The following is an 18,770-nucleotide window of genomic DNA, read 5'->3' on the forward strand; positions in this document are numbered from 1 at the left end:
GAGATGTAACACGCAGGGACGATGACCGACAACCGGAAATTAACTTTTGTCACCGCTCCGAAGGCCTAAGGGACAGGGACCGCACTTCCCACCGGTGATATTTCCAAAGAGCTATGACAATTTCAGGTCAATGTGCGAATGCGCCGCTGGATCTGCGGAAAGCGCGCAAAAAAAGAGCCGGTCCGGCGCCATTTCAGGGCACCGGACCGGCATTGAAGTTGCGCGTCCCGGAGGACGGACGGATCAGGGATCGACCGGTCCGTCACAAGGACGGACCAGGGATCGACAAGTCCGTCAGAAGGCAGCGTCTTCCAGTTCCATCAGCGGCTTGGCGCCGGCGGCGATGGTGATGAACAGGCTGTTGGTCTGCGGCAGCAGCTTGGTCATGTAGAAACGCGCGGTCTTGATCTTGGCATCGAAGAAGGCGGCATTGCCCTCCCCGGCTTCGAGCCTGGCCTGCGCCTTCTCCACCATGGTCAGCCAGCTCCAGCCCAGCGCCACCAGCCCGAACAGGCGCAGATAGTCGCTGGCGGCGGCACCGGCCTCCTCCGGATCCTTCAGGCCCTTCTGGGCGATCAGGGCGGTGGCCTGCTGCAGCTTGGCGAATGCCTTGGCCAGCGGCATCACGAACTCGCCCAGTTCGTCCTTCTCCATCGCCGCCTCGATGTCGCGGCCGACGGGGTGGAAGAAGTGGCGGAGCAGGCGGCCGATGTCCTGCGGCAGCTTGCGCCCGACGAGGTCGAGCGCCTGGATGCCGTTGGTGCCCTCGTAGATCTGGCAGATGCGGGCGTCGCGGACATACTGCTCGACGCCGGTCTCCCAGATGAAGCCGTGGCCGCCATGGACCTGCACGGCGATGTTGGCCGAATCGAAGCCGATGTCGGTGAACAGCGCCTTGACGACCGGCGTCATCAGCTGGACGAACTCGTCGGCATCGCGGCGGGTGCGCTCGTCGGGATGCTTCTCCGCCACGTCGAGCTTGTAGGCGGTCAGTGCGCCGAGCGCACGCGCCCCTTCGGTGAAGGCGCGGGCGGTCAGCAGGTTCCGGCGCACGTCGGGATGGACGATGATCGGGTCGGCCGGCTTGTCCGGCGCCTTCACCCCCGACAGCGAGCGGCCCTGAAGCCGTTCGCGGGCGTAGTTGACGGCGTTCTGGTAGGACACCTCGGCCAGACCCAGCCCCTGGATGCCCACGGCCAGACGGGCCGCGTTCATCATCACGAACATGGCGCGCATGCCCTTGTGCGGCTCGCCGACCAGCCAGCCGGTGGCGTCCTCGAAGTTCATGACGCAGGTCGACGACGCCTTGATGCCCATCTTGTGCTCGATGGAGCCGCAGGCGACGCCGTTGCGCGCGCCCGACGTGCCATCGGCATTGGGCATGAACTTCGGCACCAGGAACAGGCTGATGCCGCGGGTGCCGGCCGGGGCGTCCGGCAGGCGGGCCAGCACCAGATGCAGGATGTTCTCGGTCAGGTCATGCTCGCCGGCCGAGATGAAGATCTTGGTGCCGGTGATCTTGTAGCCACCCTCCCCGTCCGGCACCGCCTTGGTGCGGATGATGCCCAGGTCGGTGCCGCAATGCGGCTCGGTCAGGCACATGGTGCCGGACCAGGTGCCGTCGACCAGCTTGGGCAGGAAGCGCTGCTTCAGCTCGTCCGAACCGTACATCGCCAGCGCGTTGTAGGCGCCGAGCGACAGGCCGGGATACATGCCGAAGCTGAGGTTGGCGGAGCAGATGAACTCCTCCAGCATGGTGTTGACCAGCTTCGGCAGACCCTGCCCGCCATAGGCCGGGTCGCAGGCCAGACCCTGCCAGCCGGCCTCGATGTAGGTGGTGTAGGCCTCCTTGAAGCCCTTGGGCGTGCGGACCTCGCCATTCTCGAAATGGCAGCCCTCGCCGTCGCCGGACTGGTTCAGCGGGAACAGGACCTCCTCGCACAGCCTGGCGCCTTCCTCCAGCACCTGACCGACGAGTTCCGGCGTGGCGTCCTCATAGCCCGGCAGGGCCGACAGCTTGTCCAGACCGACGATCTCGTCCAGGACGAAGCGCACATCCTCAAGCGGAGCCTTGTAGATCGGCATCTCTCGTTCCTCCCCCTCAGTTCCGCAGCGGCTTGCCGGTGAGCAGCATGTGCTCGATCCGGTCGATGGTGCCGCCGGTGCGCACCAGCCCCATGAACGCCTCGCGCTCCAGCCGCAGGATGTGGTCCTCGCCGACCGGCTTGGAGATGTCGGCCTCCTCGCCGCCGCTCAGCACCTCGGCCAGGGCGGCGCAGACGACCGTGTCGTGCGGCGTGACCTTGCCCTGCAGGGCGAAGCCCTCCACCGCCAGCTCCATCGCCGCCTTGGCGCTGGGGCCGGGCAGGACGTAGCTGGTGGTCTTCTCCGGCGCGGTGTAGTCGGCCGCCAGTTCCAGCGCCTTGGCCTTGGCGTCGGCCAGCAGCCGGTCGCGGTTCATGGTGATGCCGTCGGTGGCGCGGAAATACAGCAGCTCCTTGGCCTCGGCCGCTGACTTGGCGACGGTGGCGGTGCTGATGATCTCGAAGGCCTTGGCGATGCCGGGCATCGGACCGCGCGGCGCCTTCGGGTTGGCCTGATGGCGGGCCAGCATCTCGGTGCAGCCGCCCCAGGCCGGGATCAGCCCGACGCCGACCTCGACGAGGCCGACATAGGTCTCGGCATGGGCCTGGACATGATCGGAATGCAGCAGGATCTCGCAACCGCCGCCCAATGCCATGCCGCTGGGGGCCGCCACCACCGGGAAGGGGGCGTATTTCAGCGCGCGGTAGGTGCGCTGGCCGCCCTCCACCATCTCCTCGATCTGCGGCCACAGCCCGATGTTCAGCGCGAACAGGGCAAGGCCGAGATTGGCGCCGACCGAGAAATTGTCGGCCTCGTTGTGGATGACCAGCGCCTTCCAGTCACCTTTCCCGTCGCCGATCAGGCGCATCGCCTTCTCGTAGGCGGCCATGATGTCGCCGTCGACGGCGTTCATCTTGCTGGTGAACTCGACGCACAGCACGCCGTCGCCGATGTCCCACAGGCTGGCCGAGCCGTTCTTCCACACCGGCTTGCCGGCGGCGCGCTTGATGTCGGACAGCAGCAGCACACCGTCCGGACGCACCACCGTGTCATAGACGCCGGCGGTGGTCAGGTGCTGGAGCTTGCCGCCCTCCACCCGGTAGAAGGGACGGCCGGCAGCGGTCTCGACCAGCGCCGGGACCGGAATGCCTTCGGAGCGGCACAGCTCGGCGAACCAGTCGGTGCCCAGCCGGTCGATCAGCTCGAACGGCCCCTGCTTCCAGTTGTAGCCGAGCCGCATGCCCTCATCGACGGCGACGATGCTGTCGGCGATCTCCGGCACCAGACTGGCGGCATAGGCCAGCGTCTGGGCCAGGACGCGGCGGGCGAAGAGGCCGCCCTTGTCCGGGTGCTCGCACAGCTTGCGCAGGTCGCGGCCGGCGGATGAGACGCTGTCCAGCCGGGCCTTCTCCGACGGGGCGTACTCGCCGGTCCGGAGGTCGACCGACTCCTTCACCTTGCCGCCGCCGGCCTTGTTGATGCGGTAGAAGCCGCCCTTGCCCTTGCGGCCGGTATAGCCCTCCGCGATCATCTTCGTGATGACCGGGTGCTCGCGCATCTGGCCGCGATAGGCGTCGTTGGCCGGCAGGGTGGCCGACATGCTCTTGGCGATGTGCGGCATCAGGTCGAGCCCGACCAGATCCATCAGGCCGAAGACGCCGGTCTTGGGGATGCCCATCGGACGGCCGCCGACGGCATCGGCCTCTTCGACCGTCAGGCCGAGATCGACCGCGGCATTCACCGCCGCCTGGATCCAGAAGACACCGATGCGGTTGGCGATGAAACCCGGCGTGTCCTTGCAATGGACGACGCCCTTGCCGAGACGGCGGTCGCAGACATCGGCGATGGCGGCCAGCGCGTCGGCGCGGGTGTCGGCGCCGCCGACGATCTCCAGCAGCCGCATGTAGCGCGGCGGGTTGAAGAAGTGGGTGATCAGGAAGTCGCGGCGGAACTGCTCGCCCTGCCCCTCGGTCAGCACCGCCAGCGGGATGGTGGAGGTGTTGGACGACACCACCGAGCCCGCCTTGCGCACCGGGTCGATGCGCTTGTAGAGGTCGGCCTTGATCGCCGGGTTCTCGACGATGGCCTCGACGATCCAGTCAACGTCGGCCAGCAGGTTCAGGTCGTCCTCAAGATTGCCGGGCGTGATCAGCTTGGCGTTCTTGGGATGCATGAAGGGAGCCGGATCGGTCTTCAGCATCTTGGCCACCGCACCCCTGGCGATGGCGCTGCGGTCGGCCCCCTCCTTGGCGGGGATGTCGAGCAGGACGCAGGGGATGCCGGCGTTGGCGAAATGGGCGGCGATGCCGGCGCCCATCACGCCCGCACCGATCACGGCGGCGCGTTCGATCTTCATGGTCGTTTCCTCCCCGATCCCGTTCGTCAGACCGCTTCCAGGATGGTGGCGATGCCCTGGCCGCCGCCGATGCACTGGGTCGCCAGCGCGAACTGCTTGCCTTCGCGCTTCAGCAGGGCCGCGGCCTTGCCGGTGATGCGGGCGCCGGTGGCGCCCAGCGGATGGCCGAGCGCCAGCGCGCCGCCGTCCGGGTTGATGCGGGACGGGTCGATGTCGAGGTCGCGCATGCAGGCGATGGCCTGGGACGAGAAGGCCTCGTTGATCTCGATGATGTCGATGTCATTGATCGACAGGCCGGCACGGGCCAGTGCCTTGCGGGTCGCCGGGACCGGACCCAGCCCCATCAGCTCCGGCGCGCAGCCGGCGACGGCGACGGAGCGGATCTTCGCCAGGATCGGCAGGCCGTTGGCGCGGGCATACTCCTCCGTCGTCACCAGCACGGCGGCGGCGCCGTCGGTCAGCGGCGAGGAGGTGCCGGCGGTCACGGTGCCGTCGGCGGTGAAGGCCGGCTTCAGGCCCGACAGGCTGTCGGCATTGGTGCCGGGACGGATGCAGCCGTCCTTGTCGATCAGGCCGGCCGGGGTCTGGATGCCGACGATCTCATCGGCCATGCGGCCGGCGGCTTGGGCCTCGGCTGCCTTGGCGTGCGAGGCGACGCCGAGCGCCTCCTGCTCGGCGCGGGAGATGGCGTATTTGCGGGCGACATTCTCCGCGGTGATGCCCATCGAGCAGTAGGCCTCGGGGTAGGAGGCCTTCAGCGCCGGGTTCGGCATCGGGTTGAAGCCCATGATCGGCACGCGGGTCATCGATTCGACGCCGCCGCAGAGGAACACCTCGCCGGCCCCCATCTGGATGGCGCCGGCCGCCTGATGGATCGACTGCATGGAGGAGCCGCAATAGCGGTTCACCGTGGTGGCCGCGGCGGTCTGCGGCAGCTTGGCCAGGAAGGCGATGCTGCGGGCGACGTTCAGGCCCTGCTCGCCCTCGGGGAAGGAGCAGCCGACGATCACATCCTCGATGTCGTCGGTCTTCAGGCCGGTGCGCTCGACCAGCGCCGCGAAGACGCGGGCCAGCAGATCGTCGGGGCGGACCTTGGTCAGCTCGCCCTTGTGGGCGAAGGCGAAGGGCGAACGGGCATAACCGGCGATGACGACCGACTTCATGAGTGCTTCTCCTCCATGTCCTGCGTCTCCGTGATGCCGTTGCGGCTGAGATGCTCGGAGATCTGGGTGTCGATGGTGCACAGCTCCGCCAGCGTCTGCTGGACGTCGGCAAGCTGCTGTTCAAGTGCGGAAATCCGGCGGCGCGCGATGGAGCGCATGTAGCGCATCTGCTCGATCTGGGCGTCGTCGGTGTCGTAGAGGTTCAGGAAATCCTTGATCTCGGCCAGGCTGAAGCCCAGCCGCTTGCCCCGGCAGATCAGCGCCAGCCGGGCGCGGTCGCGGTGGCCGTAGACGCGGGCACTGCCGATCCGATCCGGCGACAGCAGCCCCTCATCCTCGTAATGGCGGATGGTGCGGTGGGTCAGACCGAACTCCCCGGCCAGTTCGCCGATGGCGAGCCGCGGGCCGGACAGGCAGCCATCGCCGCCCTCCTCCCCCATCCCCATCGCGCCGTTGCCGAACGAAAGCCGATCCACTCCGCCTGCTCCCTTCCCTGACGTTTACGTAAAGGTAAGGTCGATGCCGCTTGCTGTCAACAGACTTGTTGACCATGCCAACCAGTTGGGAGGCCAGCAGGAAGATCCTGTCCAGCCACCAATAGGTGCGGCGCGCCCGCACAGTGACAGGATGCCACGCCCCGGCACTCCCAATAGCTGTGGCAGGCTCTGCGGTGAACGCGCGCGTCCGCCCCATTCCCCTATCGGATGTGGGAAGCGGGGGCGGCAAAAAACAGACGGCCGGAAGACCGTGACGGGTTCTAGGGCGGGTTTTGAAAGTTTCGGGCGGATCAGGACAGGGGACAGGAGACAACCCATGTCGGCGCGCGCCATCGTATCGTTGGGCGTCTGGATACTGGCCATGGTGCTGATCGGCACCATGACGGTCGGCCTTGCATTGGCCTTTTACCTGATGCTGACCCTGGCTTTCGCCGTGGTGGTCGCAGGATTGACCCTGCTCGCCCGGCGGCGGGACAGCCACCGGGGCGAACAGAGCTACCTTTAGGCATCGTCAGCTCGTTTGGGGGCACCGTTGCCGGCGCCCCTTACGCTTTTGCCTGGACTCACTCCGGCAGCACGCGCAGCCGGGAGGCGGCGGTGCGGGCGGACAGATGGGGACGCTGGAGATCCTGCACCTGGGCGCCGGGGGCCGCGAAATCGCCGGGGGTGACGGCGCGGACCAGATAGACCAGCCGGAAGCGGGGAGCCGCCTTCGGCAGGTCGACGGCGGCCAGGAAGCGGTCCTCGCGGAACTCGACATTGCGGGCCGACGACAGGTCGCCCAGCCAGGACAGCTTGCCGAGCTGGCCGCTGTTGGCGAGCCGGACATTCTCGATCTCGAAGCCGGCCGGCAGCGGATCGCTGACCATCACCGAATGATCGAGCGGGTCGCCGACTTCGCCTTCCAGGATCACCACCAGCAGGTCGTTGTGGCGGATGCCGGCCGGATCGACCGGACGGCCGGCCATGTCGAACAGGCGGCGGCGGATGGTCATCCCCTGCTCCTCCGCGCCGGCCGGCTGGTCGGGCACGCCCGTCACCGAGACGATCTGCCGGACCTCGCCGCCCAGATTGCGGATGGCGGGCGGGGCGGCGGGATCGACGGCCAGGATCTGCGGCTTGGCGTTCTCCACCGTCTGCTCGCCGATGGCGAGCTTCATCGGAGCGGCGCGGTCGATCAGCGCCTTGGAGGCCAGCAGCAGCCAGGCCTGCTCCTGCAGGTTGGTGGTCCGGACGGCGGCGAAGGTCTTCGCCACGCGTTCGGCGGCCTGGAAGATGCGGTCGCGCTCCACGGCACCGCTCTCCGCCATCAGGAAGACGACGCCGGCCTCGTCCCGCAGGGAGGATCCCTGGTCGCGCAGGCCGGCGGTCACCATGCGGGCGCCGGACAGCTTGGAGAAGGCTTCGGCCGCACCCGGCTGGTCGCCCAGCACCGCGGCCGCCGCGGCGATCTGCGCCCGGGCGAAGTCGGTCGGCAGACGGTCCCAATAGTTCTCGCGGAAGTACCGCACCGCACCGGCGTCGATCATCTTGGCCCGCGCCAGCACATGGAGCGCATAGGCGCGGCCCGGCAGGTCGGCGGTCTCGACCCAGGCGTTGTCGATGGCCTGCTTCAGCCAGTCCAGACCCTTGCGATAGGGCTGGTCGGGAATGCGGTAGCCCGCCGCCTTGGCCCGGCCCAGCACGTCCACCGCATAGGCGGTCAGCCAGGGATCGAGATCGCCCTTGGGCGACCAGGGGGCGAAGGCGCCGTCGAGGCGCTGGAAGGTCAGCAGCCGGTCGACGCTGCGCTGGACGCGCGCCTTGATGCGGTCCTCCGGCGCGATGCCGAGGCCGGCGGCGACGTCGCTCAGCGACAGCAGCGGCAGGATGCGGCTGGCGGTCTGCTCCGCTCCACCGGCGGCGGTGCGGTCGAGCGCGAAGAGCAGGCCCGGCACGTCCAGGTCCGGCAGCGGCGCGACCTCCGCACCGACCGCGACGGTCTCCGGCCGCAGGCCGGCGGTGATGTCGGCCGGAACGGTCAGCCCCTTGTCGGTCGGCAGGGCGGCGACGTTGCGGCGCGACACCGGCGGCGAGGCCGGGCGCACCGTCACGTCCCAGCGGCGGGTGACGCGCACGCCGTCGGGACCGGTGACATCCAGCGTGACATGGCCGGCCCCGACCGCGGTGGCGGTCAGCACACGGCCGGCGGTCGCCCGCTTGCCGCGCACCAGCTTCGGCACGGCCAGTTCATTGCCCGAGTCGCTTTGGACAATGGAAACGGCACCCTCGGCGGTCAGCGTCATGCGGTAATCGCCGGACGGGCCGCTCAGGTTGTCGAGCGACAGCAGGACCTGCGCCGAATCGCCGGGGGCGAGGAAGCGCGGCAGCACCGCGTCGGCGACGACCGCGTCGCGCACCAGCATCTGGCTTTCGGCCTGGCCGATCCGCCCTTCGCTCCAGGCCACCGCCATCAGGCGCAGACGCCCCTGGAAATCGGGCAGGTCGAAGGGAACCGAAACCTTGCCGTCGGCGCCGACGGTCAGGATGCCGGAATAGAGCGAGACCACCCGTTCCGACTTGGGCGGAACCATCCCGGAGATCTGGCGCAGGCGCGGCGTCGGCTGCACCGGCGGCCGAGCGGCGTCCAGGCTGGCCGGGTCGATCAGGCGGCCGTAGGAATCGCGCAGCTCCACGGTCAGCGGGCGCTTGCGCAGGTAATGGCGGGCCGGATCGGGCGAGGGCTGGTCGGTCAGCTGCATCACCGATTCGTCGACGGCGGCCAGCGTGACGAAGGCCTGCTTGCCTTCGGCGACGCCATCCACCGCGATGTCGGCGGTCATGGCGCGGCGCGGCTCCGTCTCCGCCGGGGCGGAGAGCCGGACGTCCAGCGTGCGCGGGGCCTTGTCCATCGCCAGCCAGGCGAGGCCGACGGCGCGGCGCGGCGGCTTCTTCGACTGCGGGTCGGAGGTGGCGAAGGCGGTCGCCAGCACATGGGCGCCGCTGGTCCAGCCCTGCCCGACCGGGATTTCCAGGAAGGCGCCCTGCGGACCGATGGCGCGGGTAACGGCATAGCTGACGCCGCGGTCGGCCACCGCCACCAGCACCTGGCTGTCGTAGGGCGGCTTGACGAAGACCCAGGCGCTTTCGCCGGAGCGGTAGGCCGGCATCATCACCGAGACGTCGACCGCGTCCGGCCGGTCGCCGGCGGTCGGGGTCATCCACCAGCCGGCGGCGAAGCGGAAGCTGCTGGCGACGCCGGTCTTGGGATCGAACACCTCCAGCCGGTAGCGGCCGGCGGCGACCGGGGTCTCCAGCGAGGCCGGGGCGGCGGCCTGGGCCGACAGCGACCCGCCGGTCACCCGCTGGTCCTTCACCGTGACCTTGTAGTCCCAGCGGCCGTTGGCCTCGTACCACGCATAATCGTACTCCTCCTCGAACAGCTCGTAGGAGAGGTCGGCGCGGTCGGTCGGCTTGCCATCGGGGCCGACGGCGATCACGTCGAAGCCGGCGGTGGCCCCCTCCGGCACGCCGTCGCCTTCGAAGCGCGGCTTGATGCCGACGGCGAAGGGCTGGTGGCGCACCGGCAGCACGAAATCGCGGCCAACCGGGCGGCCGCCGATGTCGAACAGGGTGGCGCGCACCACCGCCTCCAGCGGGCGGGTGCTGTCGGGCGGACGCGGCAGCTTGACCTTCAGGCGGGCGGAGCCGTTGGAGTCGGTGATGAAGCCCGGCAGGTCGGCGCGGGCCGGCTTCACCTCCTCCTGCACCAGACCGAAATGGTAGCCCGGCAGGTTGGGATAGGGGTTGTTGGCGGCGCGCAGCGTCACCGTCAGCTCGCCCGGCAGGCCGGAGGCCGGCGCGCCGTAGAGATAATGGCTGTCGAGCGCGATGTCGGCCTCGCCGTCGGAGGCCAGCTCCGTCGTCGGGGAGGCGAGCGCCACGTCCAGCCGCGGCGGCACGAAATCCTCCAGCAGGAACTCGACCCTGCCGATGGCCGGGCCGTCCGGCTCGGCATGGGCGGTGACGACCCAGTTGCCGGGATAGGCGTTCATCGGCAGGTCGATGCGGGTGGCATAGCCGCCGGCCCCGCTGTCGGCCAGGCTGCGCCGCTCAACCTCGAGGCCGTCGGGGCGCAGGACGCGGATGCTCAGCTGCTTGCCGGCCGGCGGCGGGTTGAGGTCGGCGTCGCGCAGCAGGGCGGTCAGTTGCACCGTCTCGCCCGGCCGGTAGATGCCGCGCTCGGTGTAGAGATAGGTGTCGAGTCCGCCGGCTGCCGGGCGGACGACGCCGACCGGCTTGTCCTGGGCCTCGGCCGGCGGAGCGCCGCCGGCGGTCAGGTCGAGAACGGCGAAGTCGCCGTCACCGCGCGCGGCGAACAGCGCCTGGACCGGTTCGGCCCCGGCGGCGCGCAATGCTGCGAGGTCGAAGCGGCCGAGCCCGTCCTCGCCGGTCTGGAGGCGTCCCAGCTCGGTGCCGTTGCGGGCGACCAGACGCAGCTCCACCCCGGTGGCGGGTGCGGCGGTCTGGACGGAGCGGGAGAAGACCACCAGCGAGTCGTCGCCGAGGATGGTGTTGAGGCCGAGGTCGGAGACGACGAACCACTGGGTCGCCTTGCGGTCCCAGCCGCCCGGCTTGATCTCGTCGGCACCGGCGATGGCGACATAGACGCCGGGGTCGAGCTTGCCCAGCACGGCGTCGATCGGGAAGGCGGTGGTGACGGTGCGGTTCGGCTGGTTGCCGATGCCCATCTCGCCGCGCCACACCTCCTGGCCCGACTTGTCCAGGATCTCGCCGATGTCGTAGTCGGTCATCTGCTGGGTGATGCGGCCGAAATAGATCTTCTCGACCAGCGCCCGGTCGGCGATGCGCAGGACCTGGAGCTTCGCCCGGTCCAGATTGATCGAGCGCAGCGGCAGCCCTTCGGCGCCGACGCGCGGCAGGATGTAGCCGGCGCCGCGGAAGGCCAGCGACGGCTTGCGGTTGGGCACCTGCACCTCGCGGGTGTCGGCGGCCGGCAGGCGCTTTCCGTCGGCGCCGGGCAGCCCATCCTTCAGCGTGACGCGGTAGCTGTCGCCATGGCGCAGGCCCTCGACGCAGAGCGTGCGGTCGCGGGCGATGGCGGCACCCTCGACCGCCGGCTCCACCGTGACATAGTCGCGGTAGTTGACGGCGCGCGAGCGCTCCAGCCGGTCGGTGAAGGTGAAGCAGGCCTGTGGCGTATCGCGCTCCGCCACCACCTCGACGCTGGATACGCCGAAGGGCACCGGCTCGGCCGGCGGGTCGGCGGCGAAGGTCTGGGATACGGTGAGCGTGCCGGAGCACGCGGCAAGAACGGCACAGACACGCGCCAGCGCACGCAACATTATAGACAGGCCCCAATTCCGCGGGTGGATCCGAAGGCACGCGGCCGGGGGGCAGCCCTGGCGTCGGCTCGGACCTGGATAAAACCGGCGCGGAGTATGCCCAAGCGGCAATGGTTTCGCCATGGCTTTGCGGCGCCGTCCCGAAGATCGCTTTGATCGCGCGCCGGAAATGGCAGGCGGCGGCAGGGTCAGGCGGCGAATTCCAGCGTGACCTGGCTGCCCTGCCCTGGCCGGCTGTCGATGCGGAGGCTGCCGCCATGCGCCTCGATCAGCGACTTGACGATGGGCAGGCCGAGGCCGGTGCCGCGGCCGGGCTGGGTGGTGAGGGCGGAGGTCTGGCCGAAGGGGATGGAGGCCTGCCGCAGTTCCTCCGCCGTCATGCCGATGCCGTTGTCGGTGACGCGGACGACGCAGCGGCCATTGACGCCGCGCGCGACGCTGACCAGCACGCGCCCGTTCTCCGGGGTGAATTTCAGGGCGTTGCCCAGCAGGTTCAGCAGCATCTGCTTCAGCGCCCGCTCGTCCGCACGCACCAGTGCGGGCGACAGCGGGCGGTTGATCTCCAGCCGGATCGACTTCTGCTCCGCCTGGGGGGCGACGATGCGGAGCGCCCATTCGGCGGCGGCCACCGGGTCGACATCCTCCATCAGCAGGGCGAACTTGCCGGCCTGGAGGCGCGACAGGTCGAGGATGTCGTCGATCAGGGTCAGCAGATGCTGGCCGGAAGAGTGGATGTCTCGGGCATAGTCGGCATAGCGCGGACCGGCGTCCTGTCCAAACATCTGGTCCTTGATGATCTCGGAAAAGCCGAGGATGGCGTTCAGCGGCGTGCGCAGCTCGTGGCTGACACGGGCCAGGAAATCGCGGTTGACCGCCAGCGCCGCCGCCAGCCGTTCGGCGTTGCGCTGCTGGACCAGCAGGAAGGCGGCGACCAGCAGGATGGAGACGCTGAGCAGCGCCGCGATGATCCGCATCTGCCCGCGGAAGCCGGCGACCGCGGCGTCGATGTCCTTCACCGCGATGCCGACGACGAGAATCAGCGGGTAGCCCTCGACCGGCCGGTAGGCGTAGGCGCGGCGGATGCCGTCGGCAATGCTGTCCTGCCAGAAAACCCCGCTCAGCGACTGCTGGACCGCGGTCCACAAATTGGAGCCGGTGCTGTCGAGCCCGACCGAATCCTTGCCGTCCTTGGAGCCGCGGGCGCGGATGACCCGGTCCAGCCCGACCAGCGTGACCACCCCGTTGCGGCCGACATCGGCCTGCCGGTAGAAGCCCGAGAGGTGATCGGGATCGACATTGGCGACCGCCACGCCGGCGAACTCGCCCGCCGCATCCTCCAGCCGCCGGGAAAAGCGCAGCAGCGGCTGCCCGGTCGCCGAGCCGTTGAAGGGCAGGCCGATCTTCATCAGCGACCGCCCCTCCCCCTGGTGATAGGCGATCAGGCCGCTGCCCTCCAACCCTTCGGGCGGCCCCATGCCCTCGCTGCGGAAAAGCTGGGCGCCGTCGGGACCGAAGACGCTGAAATGATGGATCAGGCCGGTGTCGTAGAGCCCGTCGTCGATGATGCGGCGGGCGCGGGGCAAGCCGCCTTCGGCATAGCGTTCAGCGAAGGAGCGCAGCGTGGTGTCGACGTCATGCACGGTGCGGCTGGTGCTGCTCTCATAGGCGCGTGCCGTCGTCTGGGCATTGACGATGGCCTCCCGAATCTGGCCTTCCAGCATGGAGGACGCCATCAGGGCATAGCCGGCCCACACCCCGGCCAGCGCCAGGGCGGTTGCCATCAGGATGCCGTTCCGGATGGACAGCGCCCTGACGGAGGGGAACCGAAAGGTCGGGAGACGTGGCATGCCCTGCGCTCCGCCGTTCCACCGCCCCCCGCATCCGGTCCGCAGCGCCGATCGGCAACGTCGGGCGCGATGCGGCGGGGGTGGAGCCGATCATCGCGCCAATCGGTTAAGACTTGTCAAATATCCGAACTGTTTGTCTACCTACCATTTGTACCCGCGGATTTCTATTTTGACACGAAACGGTGCCGCAGCCGCTCGATGGCGGTGTCGAGCACTTCGTCCTTCTTTGAAAAACAGAAGCGCACGACGTTGGTCGGCGCGTTTTCCACGAAGAAGGCGCTGACGGGGATGGCGGCGACCTTCGCCTCCGCCACCAGCCAGCGGCAGAAGGCCTGGTCGTCGCCGTCGAAGCCGAAACGCGAGATGTCGGCGGCGACGAAATAGGTGCCGGCGCTGGGCAGCACGTCGAACCCGACCGAGGCGAGCCCCGCCGACAGCCGGTCGCGCTTGGCCTGGAGCCCGGCGGCGAGCCCGGTGAAATAGCCCTCCTCCTTGCCCAGCCCGTAGGCGACGGCGGTCTGGAGGTTCGGCGGGGTGGTGAAGGTCAGGAACTGGTGCGCCTTGGCGACCGGCTGCAACAGGTGCGGTGCGGCGGTGACGTAGCCGACCTTCCAGCCGGTCAGCGAGAAGGTCTTGCCGGCCGACCCGATCTTCAGGCAGCGGTCGCGCATGCCCGGCAGGCTCATCAGCGGGATGTGGCGGCGGCCGTCGAAGACGATGTGCTCGTACACCTCGTCGCAGACCGCCAGCGCGTCGTGGCGCTGCACGAACTCGGCGATCAGTTCCAGCTCGGCGCGATCGAAGACCTTGGCGGCGGGATTCAGCGGATCGTTGATCAGCACCAGCTTGGTGCGCGGTGAGAAGGCGGCCTCCAGGTCGGCGCGGCTGAAGCTCCAGTCCGGCGCCTTCAGCGAGACGAAGCGCGGCACGCCGCCGGCCAGCCGGACGATGGGCAGGTAGCTGTCGTACATCGGCTGGAACAGCACCACCTCGTCGCCCGGATTTATCAGGCCGAGCAGGCAGGCGGTCAGCGCCTCGGTCGCGCCGGAGGTGACCATCGTCTCGGTCTTCCAGTCGACGTCGAGCCCGTAGAAGCGGCCGGCGTGGGCGGCCAGCGCCTGACGCAGATCGGGCGTGCCCATCATCGACGGGTACTGGTTCCACCCGGTCAGCAGCGCATCGGCCGCGGTTTGCAGCACGTCGGCCGGCCCGCGGTCGTCGGGGAATCCCTGGCCCAGGTTGATCGCGCCATGCTCCTCCGACAGGCGGGACATGACCTCGAAAATGGTGGTGCCATAGCTGGACAGCAGCGCGTTGCCCGACTTCACCGGAAAGCCTCCTCATGCGAACGGACGCACAAGATGGCCGCTGCGGGGCGACGCTGTCCAGTGCCCGCTTCCGCAGGGCAGACCGCAGGGGAGCGGTTGCTGGCGGTCGGCAAAATCGTTTGGACTCCCACCGAGCGAGGGAGACGGCCATGGTATGGCTGTTGCATACTCAGGTAAGTTTCTGTCCCAAGGAGTGTAATTCCGATGTCATTCTCCTCCCGCTGCCGCGGTACCGCCCTGTCGGCTTTGGTCCTGTTCGGGCTGGCCGGTTCCGTGCAGGCTGCGGAACCGATCAAGGTCAAGGTGTTCGTCGGCTCGATGTTCGAGATCGGCAAGAACACCGGCGACCGCGCCGGCGAGTTCCAGCACTGGTACGAGCGCTATTGGCAGACGGCCGAGCCGATCACAGTGACGGGCGCGCTGAACCCGGTCTACTGCAACGCCGACGGCGTCTGCGGATCGGTGCTGGGCATGGGCAAGGTCAGCTCGTCGGCCTCGATGCAGGCGATCCTGCTGAACCCGCAGCTCGACCTGTCGCAAGCCTATTTCATGGTCACCGGCGTGGCCGGCACCCCGCCGTCGCGCGGCACCATTGGCGAAGTGAGCTGGGCGACCTGGGTGGTCGACTATGACCTCGGCCATCGCTGGGCGCCGGAGGAGAACAAGCCGGGCGAGCCGACCTTCATGCCGCGCAAGGGCTACGAGGCGGTGCGGCTGTTCCCGATGAACCCGGCGCTGGTGTCCTGGGCGATGCGCCTGACCGCCGATACGCCGCTGAAGGACAGCGATTCCGCCCGCGCCTACCGCAAGCGTTATCCGCAGGAAGCGGCACAGCGTGCTCCTTTTGTAGGCACCGGCACGCACATGACGGGCGACACCTTCTTCCACGGTCCCGGCATGTCGGCCCAGGCGCAGTACATCGCCAAGCTCTATGGCGCGGACGACTACGTCATCACCGAGATGGAGGCGGCGGCGATCACGCTGGTCATCAAGCGGCTGCAAGGCTCCGACCGGGTGATGAGCCTGCGCGGCGCGGTCAATTTCGACCAGGGCAACCCGAACGAGACCACGCTCCAGCACCTCGACCCGAAGCCGGGCGAGACCGCCGGCGGCTTCGCCGAGACGGTGGAGAATGTGGAGCTGGTCGGGTCGCGGATGGTCGACCACATCGTCGGCCATTGGGACCAGTGGAAGGACGGCGTTCCGGCCCTGCCCGCTCCCTGACGAACGGACTCGTCAGCGTCTGCCGGGAAACCGCCCGGCAGGCGCTTGCGGCCTACTCGCCGTAAATCTTGCGCAGGCGGCGGTTGCGCAGCTTCAGCCGGATCCGTTCGACCGGGCTGAAGATGCGGGGATAGCGTCGTTTCGACCGCACGAACAGACGGCGGGCGTCGGCGGAGTTGCGCAGCACCAGCACGCCGCCGAGCAGCATCACCGGCAGGCCGCCGGGACCGGGCAAGGGGGCGATCAGCAGGCCGAGCAGGATGATCGTGCATCCGGCGCCGATCAGGGCCAGCTGTCGCACGCGCGCGAAAGACAGCGTCTGGGCGGTATCGGGAGGACTCATCTGCGGTTCGACAGGCTCCAAGCTTTGCGTTCGTCCGCATATGGGCCTGGGGGAGCGGCTCGAAAAGGCCCCCCTCCCCTTTGCAGGTGTGGGAACGTGTCTTCTCCCGTCCCGGAAGGGGTCTGGACTCAATGCCCCGATTTTCAATGCAGCGTGCGCATCGGTTCCGGCGGCGCGGCGCGCAGGCGGGCCGGGTCCAGGCGGCTGAGGGCGGCGTCGCGTTCGGCGGGCTTGGGTTCCCAGCCGAATTCGCGGATCAGCTGGTCGCGGGCGGCGACGGCGCGACGGGACAGGTGGGCGCATCCGTCCGGCGCTTTGCCCCGGCTCGGCGGCGGGCAGCGGCGGTCGGCGCAGCTTTCCAGCATCAGGCGGATCATCCGCTCGCGCTTGGCGGCGTCGACATAGCCCATCTGGTCGAAATAGAGCTTGGTGAAGGCCAGTTCGGTGACGCGGGCGTGGGCCTTGCGGTCGCCGACGATCACCGCCGCCACCACCTCCACGCAACGGCCGGCGAAATGCGGCAGCGGCGCGGTGCCGTCGTCGGCACGGTCGAGCAGGCTGCTCGGCAGATCGACCAGCCGGCCGGTCACGTCCTTCACCAGATAGCGGCGCCACACCGACATTTCCGCCTCCCGTCAGGCTTCAGCCCCGACGGGAAGCCTACACCAGACGGAGGGAACACGGAACCGGTCATGAACACACGATCTCGTGAACGGTCGGGTTCCGGCGCGCCTCGGCCTCAGCGCGGCACCAGCGGCCAGAAGACCGCGATGGCCGTCGTGCCGAACACCACGACCATGATCGACAGCGGCAGGCCGAGCCGCCAGTAATCGCCGAAACGGTAGCCGCCGGGGCCCATCACCAGCGTGTTGCACTGGTGGCCGATGGGGGTGAGGAAGTCGCAGCCCGCCCCGATCGCCACCGCCATCAGGAAGGCGTCGGGCCGCAGCCCGAGATGGGTGGCGAGGCTGGCGCCGATGGGCGCCATCACCAGCACCGTCGCGGCGTTGTTCAGGAAGGGCGTCACCGCCATCGCCGCCACCATGATCATCGCCAGCGCCCCCACCGGCGGCAGGCCCTGCGACATCTCCGACAGGAAGCCGGCGATCAGCTCGGTGCCGCCGGTGGTGCGCAGCGTCTCGCTGACCGGGATCAGGGAGCCCAGAAGCACCAGGATCGGCCATTCGATGGCCTCGTAGGCGTCGCGCAGGCTGACCACCTTCAGAGCGGTCATCGCCACCGCCGCCCCGAAGAAGGCGATGGCGACCGGCACCAGCCCGGTGGCGACCAGCGTGACGGTCAGCCCCAGCACCGCCACCGCCGCGGCGCGCTTCGGCGTGCGGCCGATGGCGAGGTTGCGCTCGGCCAACGGCAGGCAGCCCAGCTCGGCCAGCGTGTCGGAGACGGCGGCCTGCCGGCATTGCAGCACCACCAGATCGCCCGATTGCAGGCGGATGCGGCGCAGCCGCTGACGGATCGGCCGGCCGCGCCGGCTGAGCGCCACCAGATTGGCGCCGAACCGCTCGCGCAGGTTCACCTCCTCGATGCTGTGGCCGATCATGGCGGAACGCTGCTCCACCACCGCCTCGACCACGGCGATGTCGTCCTCGTTCTCCACCCCCTCCTGGTCCTTGTCGTGCATCATGCGCAGGCCGGCGCGCTTGACCAGATCGCCCAGCGCCGTGGTGTCGCCCTCCAGCACCAGGATGTCGCCGGCGAACAGCACCCAATGGCCCGACGGGACATAGCGGCGGTAATTCTCGCGCACGATGGCGGCGACGGTCACCTCGTTCTCGCCGAAGGTCTCCAGCTCCGCCACCGTGCGGCCGACGAACTGCGAGCCGGCGGGCAGCCGCGCCTCCGCCGTGTAGTCGTCGATGTTGAAGGCAGGTCCGGCCCCCGCCGCCCGCCCCTTCGGCAGCAGCCGGTAGCCGACCGTCAGGAAGGCGACGCCGACCACCGCGATCACCAGCCCCACGGGGGTGAAGTCGAACATGTGGAAGGGCTCGCCCGTCATCTCCGCCCGCACGCGCGACACGATGATGTTGGGCGAGGTGCCGACCAGCGTCATCAGCCCGCCCAGCAGCGAGCCGAAGGCCATCGGCATCAGCAGCAGCGACACCGGCGTGCCGCTCCGCCGCGCGACCTGCAAGGCGATGGGCATGAAGATGGCCAGCGCGCCGATGTTCTTGACGATGGCCGACAGCAGGGTCACCGCCCCGGCCAGGACCGCCACCTGGGTCCAGACGCCGCTCATCCGCGCGGTCAGCGGGCGCATCGCCGCCTCCACCACGCCGGAGCGGCCGACGGCGGCGCTGACCACCAGGGCCGATCCGACAATGATGACGATGTCGTCGGAAAAGCCCTGGAACGCCTCCTTCGCCGGCACGATTCCGGCGGCGACCGAGGCCAGCAGGGCGATCATCCCAACAAGGTCGTAGCGCAGCCGGTCCCAGATCAGCAGCGCGATCACCGCGCCGATGATCCCGAACGATAACATCTGGTCGATGGTCATTGGGAAAGGCAGCGTCCTTATCCTGTGATCCGAAGCCGGATCGGACAGGGGAACGCGGTTGTTCGTC

Annotated in this window: 12 protein-coding genes; 2 read left to right on the top strand and 10 right to left on the bottom strand. The window is 69.0% G+C overall.

Annotated features, from left to right (window positions below; translation table 11 throughout):
* Positions 1-294 precede the first annotated feature (294 nt).
* The 4 genes from VH569_RS16575 to VH569_RS16590 are packed head-to-tail and all read right to left on the bottom strand — an operon-like array spanning position 295 to position 6,080.
* Positions 295-2,085, bottom strand: a complete 1,791-nt coding sequence (locus tag VH569_RS16575; protein WP_423316316.1) for an acyl-CoA dehydrogenase C-terminal domain-containing protein — start codon at positions 2,083-2,085, stop codon at positions 295-297.
* Positions 2,086-2,101: 16 nt separating this feature from the next.
* On the bottom strand, positions 2,102-4,441 hold the full coding sequence (locus tag VH569_RS16580) for a 3-hydroxyacyl-CoA dehydrogenase NAD-binding domain-containing protein (RefSeq protein WP_423316317.1): 2,340 nt from the start codon (positions 4,439-4,441) through the stop codon (positions 2,102-2,104).
* Positions 4,442-4,467: 26 nt separating this feature from the next.
* The gene (locus VH569_RS16585) at positions 4,468-5,604 is read right to left on the bottom strand and encodes a thiolase family protein (protein ID WP_423316318.1); all 1,137 of its coding nucleotides are present in this window, start codon (positions 5,602-5,604) and stop codon (positions 4,468-4,470) included.
* A complete protein-coding gene (locus tag VH569_RS16590) occupies positions 5,601-6,080 on the bottom strand; it encodes a MerR family transcriptional regulator (protein WP_423316319.1) in 480 nt (159 codons plus the stop codon). Before VH569_RS16590 ends, VH569_RS16585 begins: the two co-directional genes overlap by 4 nt.
* A 337-nt stretch (positions 6,081-6,417) precedes the next feature.
* Here VH569_RS16590 and VH569_RS16595 point away from each other — a divergent pair, with 337 nt between their 5' ends.
* Entirely contained in the window at positions 6,418-6,606 is a 189-nt protein-coding gene (locus VH569_RS16595; protein WP_098738052.1) for a hypothetical protein, read from the top strand.
* A 58-nt stretch (positions 6,607-6,664) separates the two neighbouring features.
* Here the strand turns inward: VH569_RS16595 and VH569_RS16600 are convergent, their stop codons facing one another.
* The 3 genes from VH569_RS16600 to VH569_RS16610 all read right to left on the bottom strand — a co-directional run bounded on the left by VH569_RS16600 (position 6,665) and on the right by VH569_RS16610 (position 14,621).
* Positions 6,665-11,446, bottom strand: coding sequence for an alpha-2-macroglobulin family protein (locus VH569_RS16600; protein ID WP_423316320.1), 4,782 nt, complete (start codon positions 11,444-11,446; stop codon positions 6,665-6,667).
* A gap of 188 nt (positions 11,447-11,634) precedes the next feature.
* Complete coding sequence (locus tag VH569_RS16605; RefSeq protein ID WP_423316321.1) at positions 11,635-13,227, bottom strand: sensor histidine kinase; 1,593 nt, start codon at positions 13,225-13,227, stop codon at positions 11,635-11,637.
* A gap of 230 nt (positions 13,228-13,457) precedes the next feature.
* Positions 13,458-14,621, bottom strand: coding sequence for an aminotransferase (locus VH569_RS16610; RefSeq protein ID WP_109049503.1), 1,164 nt, complete (start codon positions 14,619-14,621; stop codon positions 13,458-13,460).
* A gap of 204 nt (positions 14,622-14,825) precedes the next feature.
* Here VH569_RS16610 and VH569_RS16615 point away from each other — a divergent pair, with 204 nt between their 5' ends.
* The gene (locus VH569_RS16615) at positions 14,826-15,845 is read left to right on the top strand and encodes a purine-nucleoside phosphorylase (protein ID WP_423316322.1); all 1,020 of its coding nucleotides are present in this window, start codon (positions 14,826-14,828) and stop codon (positions 15,843-15,845) included.
* 52 nt (positions 15,846-15,897) lie between these two features.
* On the opposite strand, the gene VH569_RS16620 is transcribed toward VH569_RS16615, so the two are convergent.
* The 3 genes from VH569_RS16620 to VH569_RS16630 form a co-directional block, all read right to left on the bottom strand.
* The gene (locus tag VH569_RS16620; RefSeq protein WP_109049505.1) at positions 15,898-16,188 is read right to left on the bottom strand and encodes a hypothetical protein; all 291 of its coding nucleotides are present in this window, start codon (positions 16,186-16,188) and stop codon (positions 15,898-15,900) included.
* A gap of 143 nt (positions 16,189-16,331) precedes the next feature.
* A complete protein-coding gene (locus VH569_RS16625) occupies positions 16,332-16,811 on the bottom strand; it encodes a hypothetical protein (RefSeq protein WP_423316323.1) in 480 nt (159 codons plus the stop codon).
* Positions 16,812-16,927: 116 nt separating this feature from the next.
* Positions 16,928-18,703: an SLC13 family permease gene (locus tag VH569_RS16630; protein ID WP_423316324.1), complete on the bottom strand. Its 1,776-nt coding sequence runs from the start codon at positions 18,701-18,703 to the stop codon at positions 16,928-16,930.
* Positions 18,704-18,770: the final 67 nt, after the last annotated feature.

The sequence above is a fragment of the Azospirillum sp. 11R-A genome, assembly GCF_049472615.1.
Classification (GTDB): domain Bacteria; phylum Pseudomonadota; class Alphaproteobacteria; order Azospirillales; family Azospirillaceae; genus Azospirillum; species Azospirillum palustre.

Bases quoted from the DNA above. Each gene is read 5' to 3' on its own strand.
- VH569_RS16575 (WP_423316316.1), bottom strand. From the start codon at position 2,085: ATGCCGATCTACAAGGCTCCGCTTGAGGATGTGCGCTTCGTCCTGGAC.
- VH569_RS16580 (WP_423316317.1), bottom strand. From the start codon at position 4,441: ATGAAGATCGAACGCGCCGCCGTGATCGGTGCGGGCGTGATGGGCGCC.
- VH569_RS16585 (WP_423316318.1), bottom strand. From the start codon at position 5,604: ATGAAGTCGGTCGTCATCGCCGGTTATGCCCGTTCGCCCTTCGCCTTC.
- VH569_RS16595 (WP_098738052.1), top strand. From the start codon at position 6,418: ATGTCGGCGCGCGCCATCGTATCGTTGGGCGTCTGGATACTGGCCATG.
- VH569_RS16600 (WP_423316320.1), bottom strand. From the start codon at position 11,446: ATGTTGCGTGCGCTGGCGCGTGTCTGTGCCGTTCTTGCCGCGTGCTCC.
- VH569_RS16605 (WP_423316321.1), bottom strand. From the start codon at position 13,227: ATGGCAACCGCCCTGGCGCTGGCCGGGGTGTGGGCCGGCTATGCCCTG.
- VH569_RS16615 (WP_423316322.1), top strand. From the start codon at position 14,826: ATGTCATTCTCCTCCCGCTGCCGCGGTACCGCCCTGTCGGCTTTGGTC.
- VH569_RS16620 (WP_109049505.1), bottom strand. From the start codon at position 16,188: ATGAGTCCTCCCGATACCGCCCAGACGCTGTCTTTCGCGCGCGTGCGA.
- VH569_RS16625 (WP_423316323.1), bottom strand. From the start codon at position 16,811: ATGTCGGTGTGGCGCCGCTATCTGGTGAAGGACGTGACCGGCCGGCTG.
- VH569_RS16630 (WP_423316324.1), bottom strand. From the start codon at position 18,703: ATGACCATCGACCAGATGTTATCGTTCGGGATCATCGGCGCGGTGATC.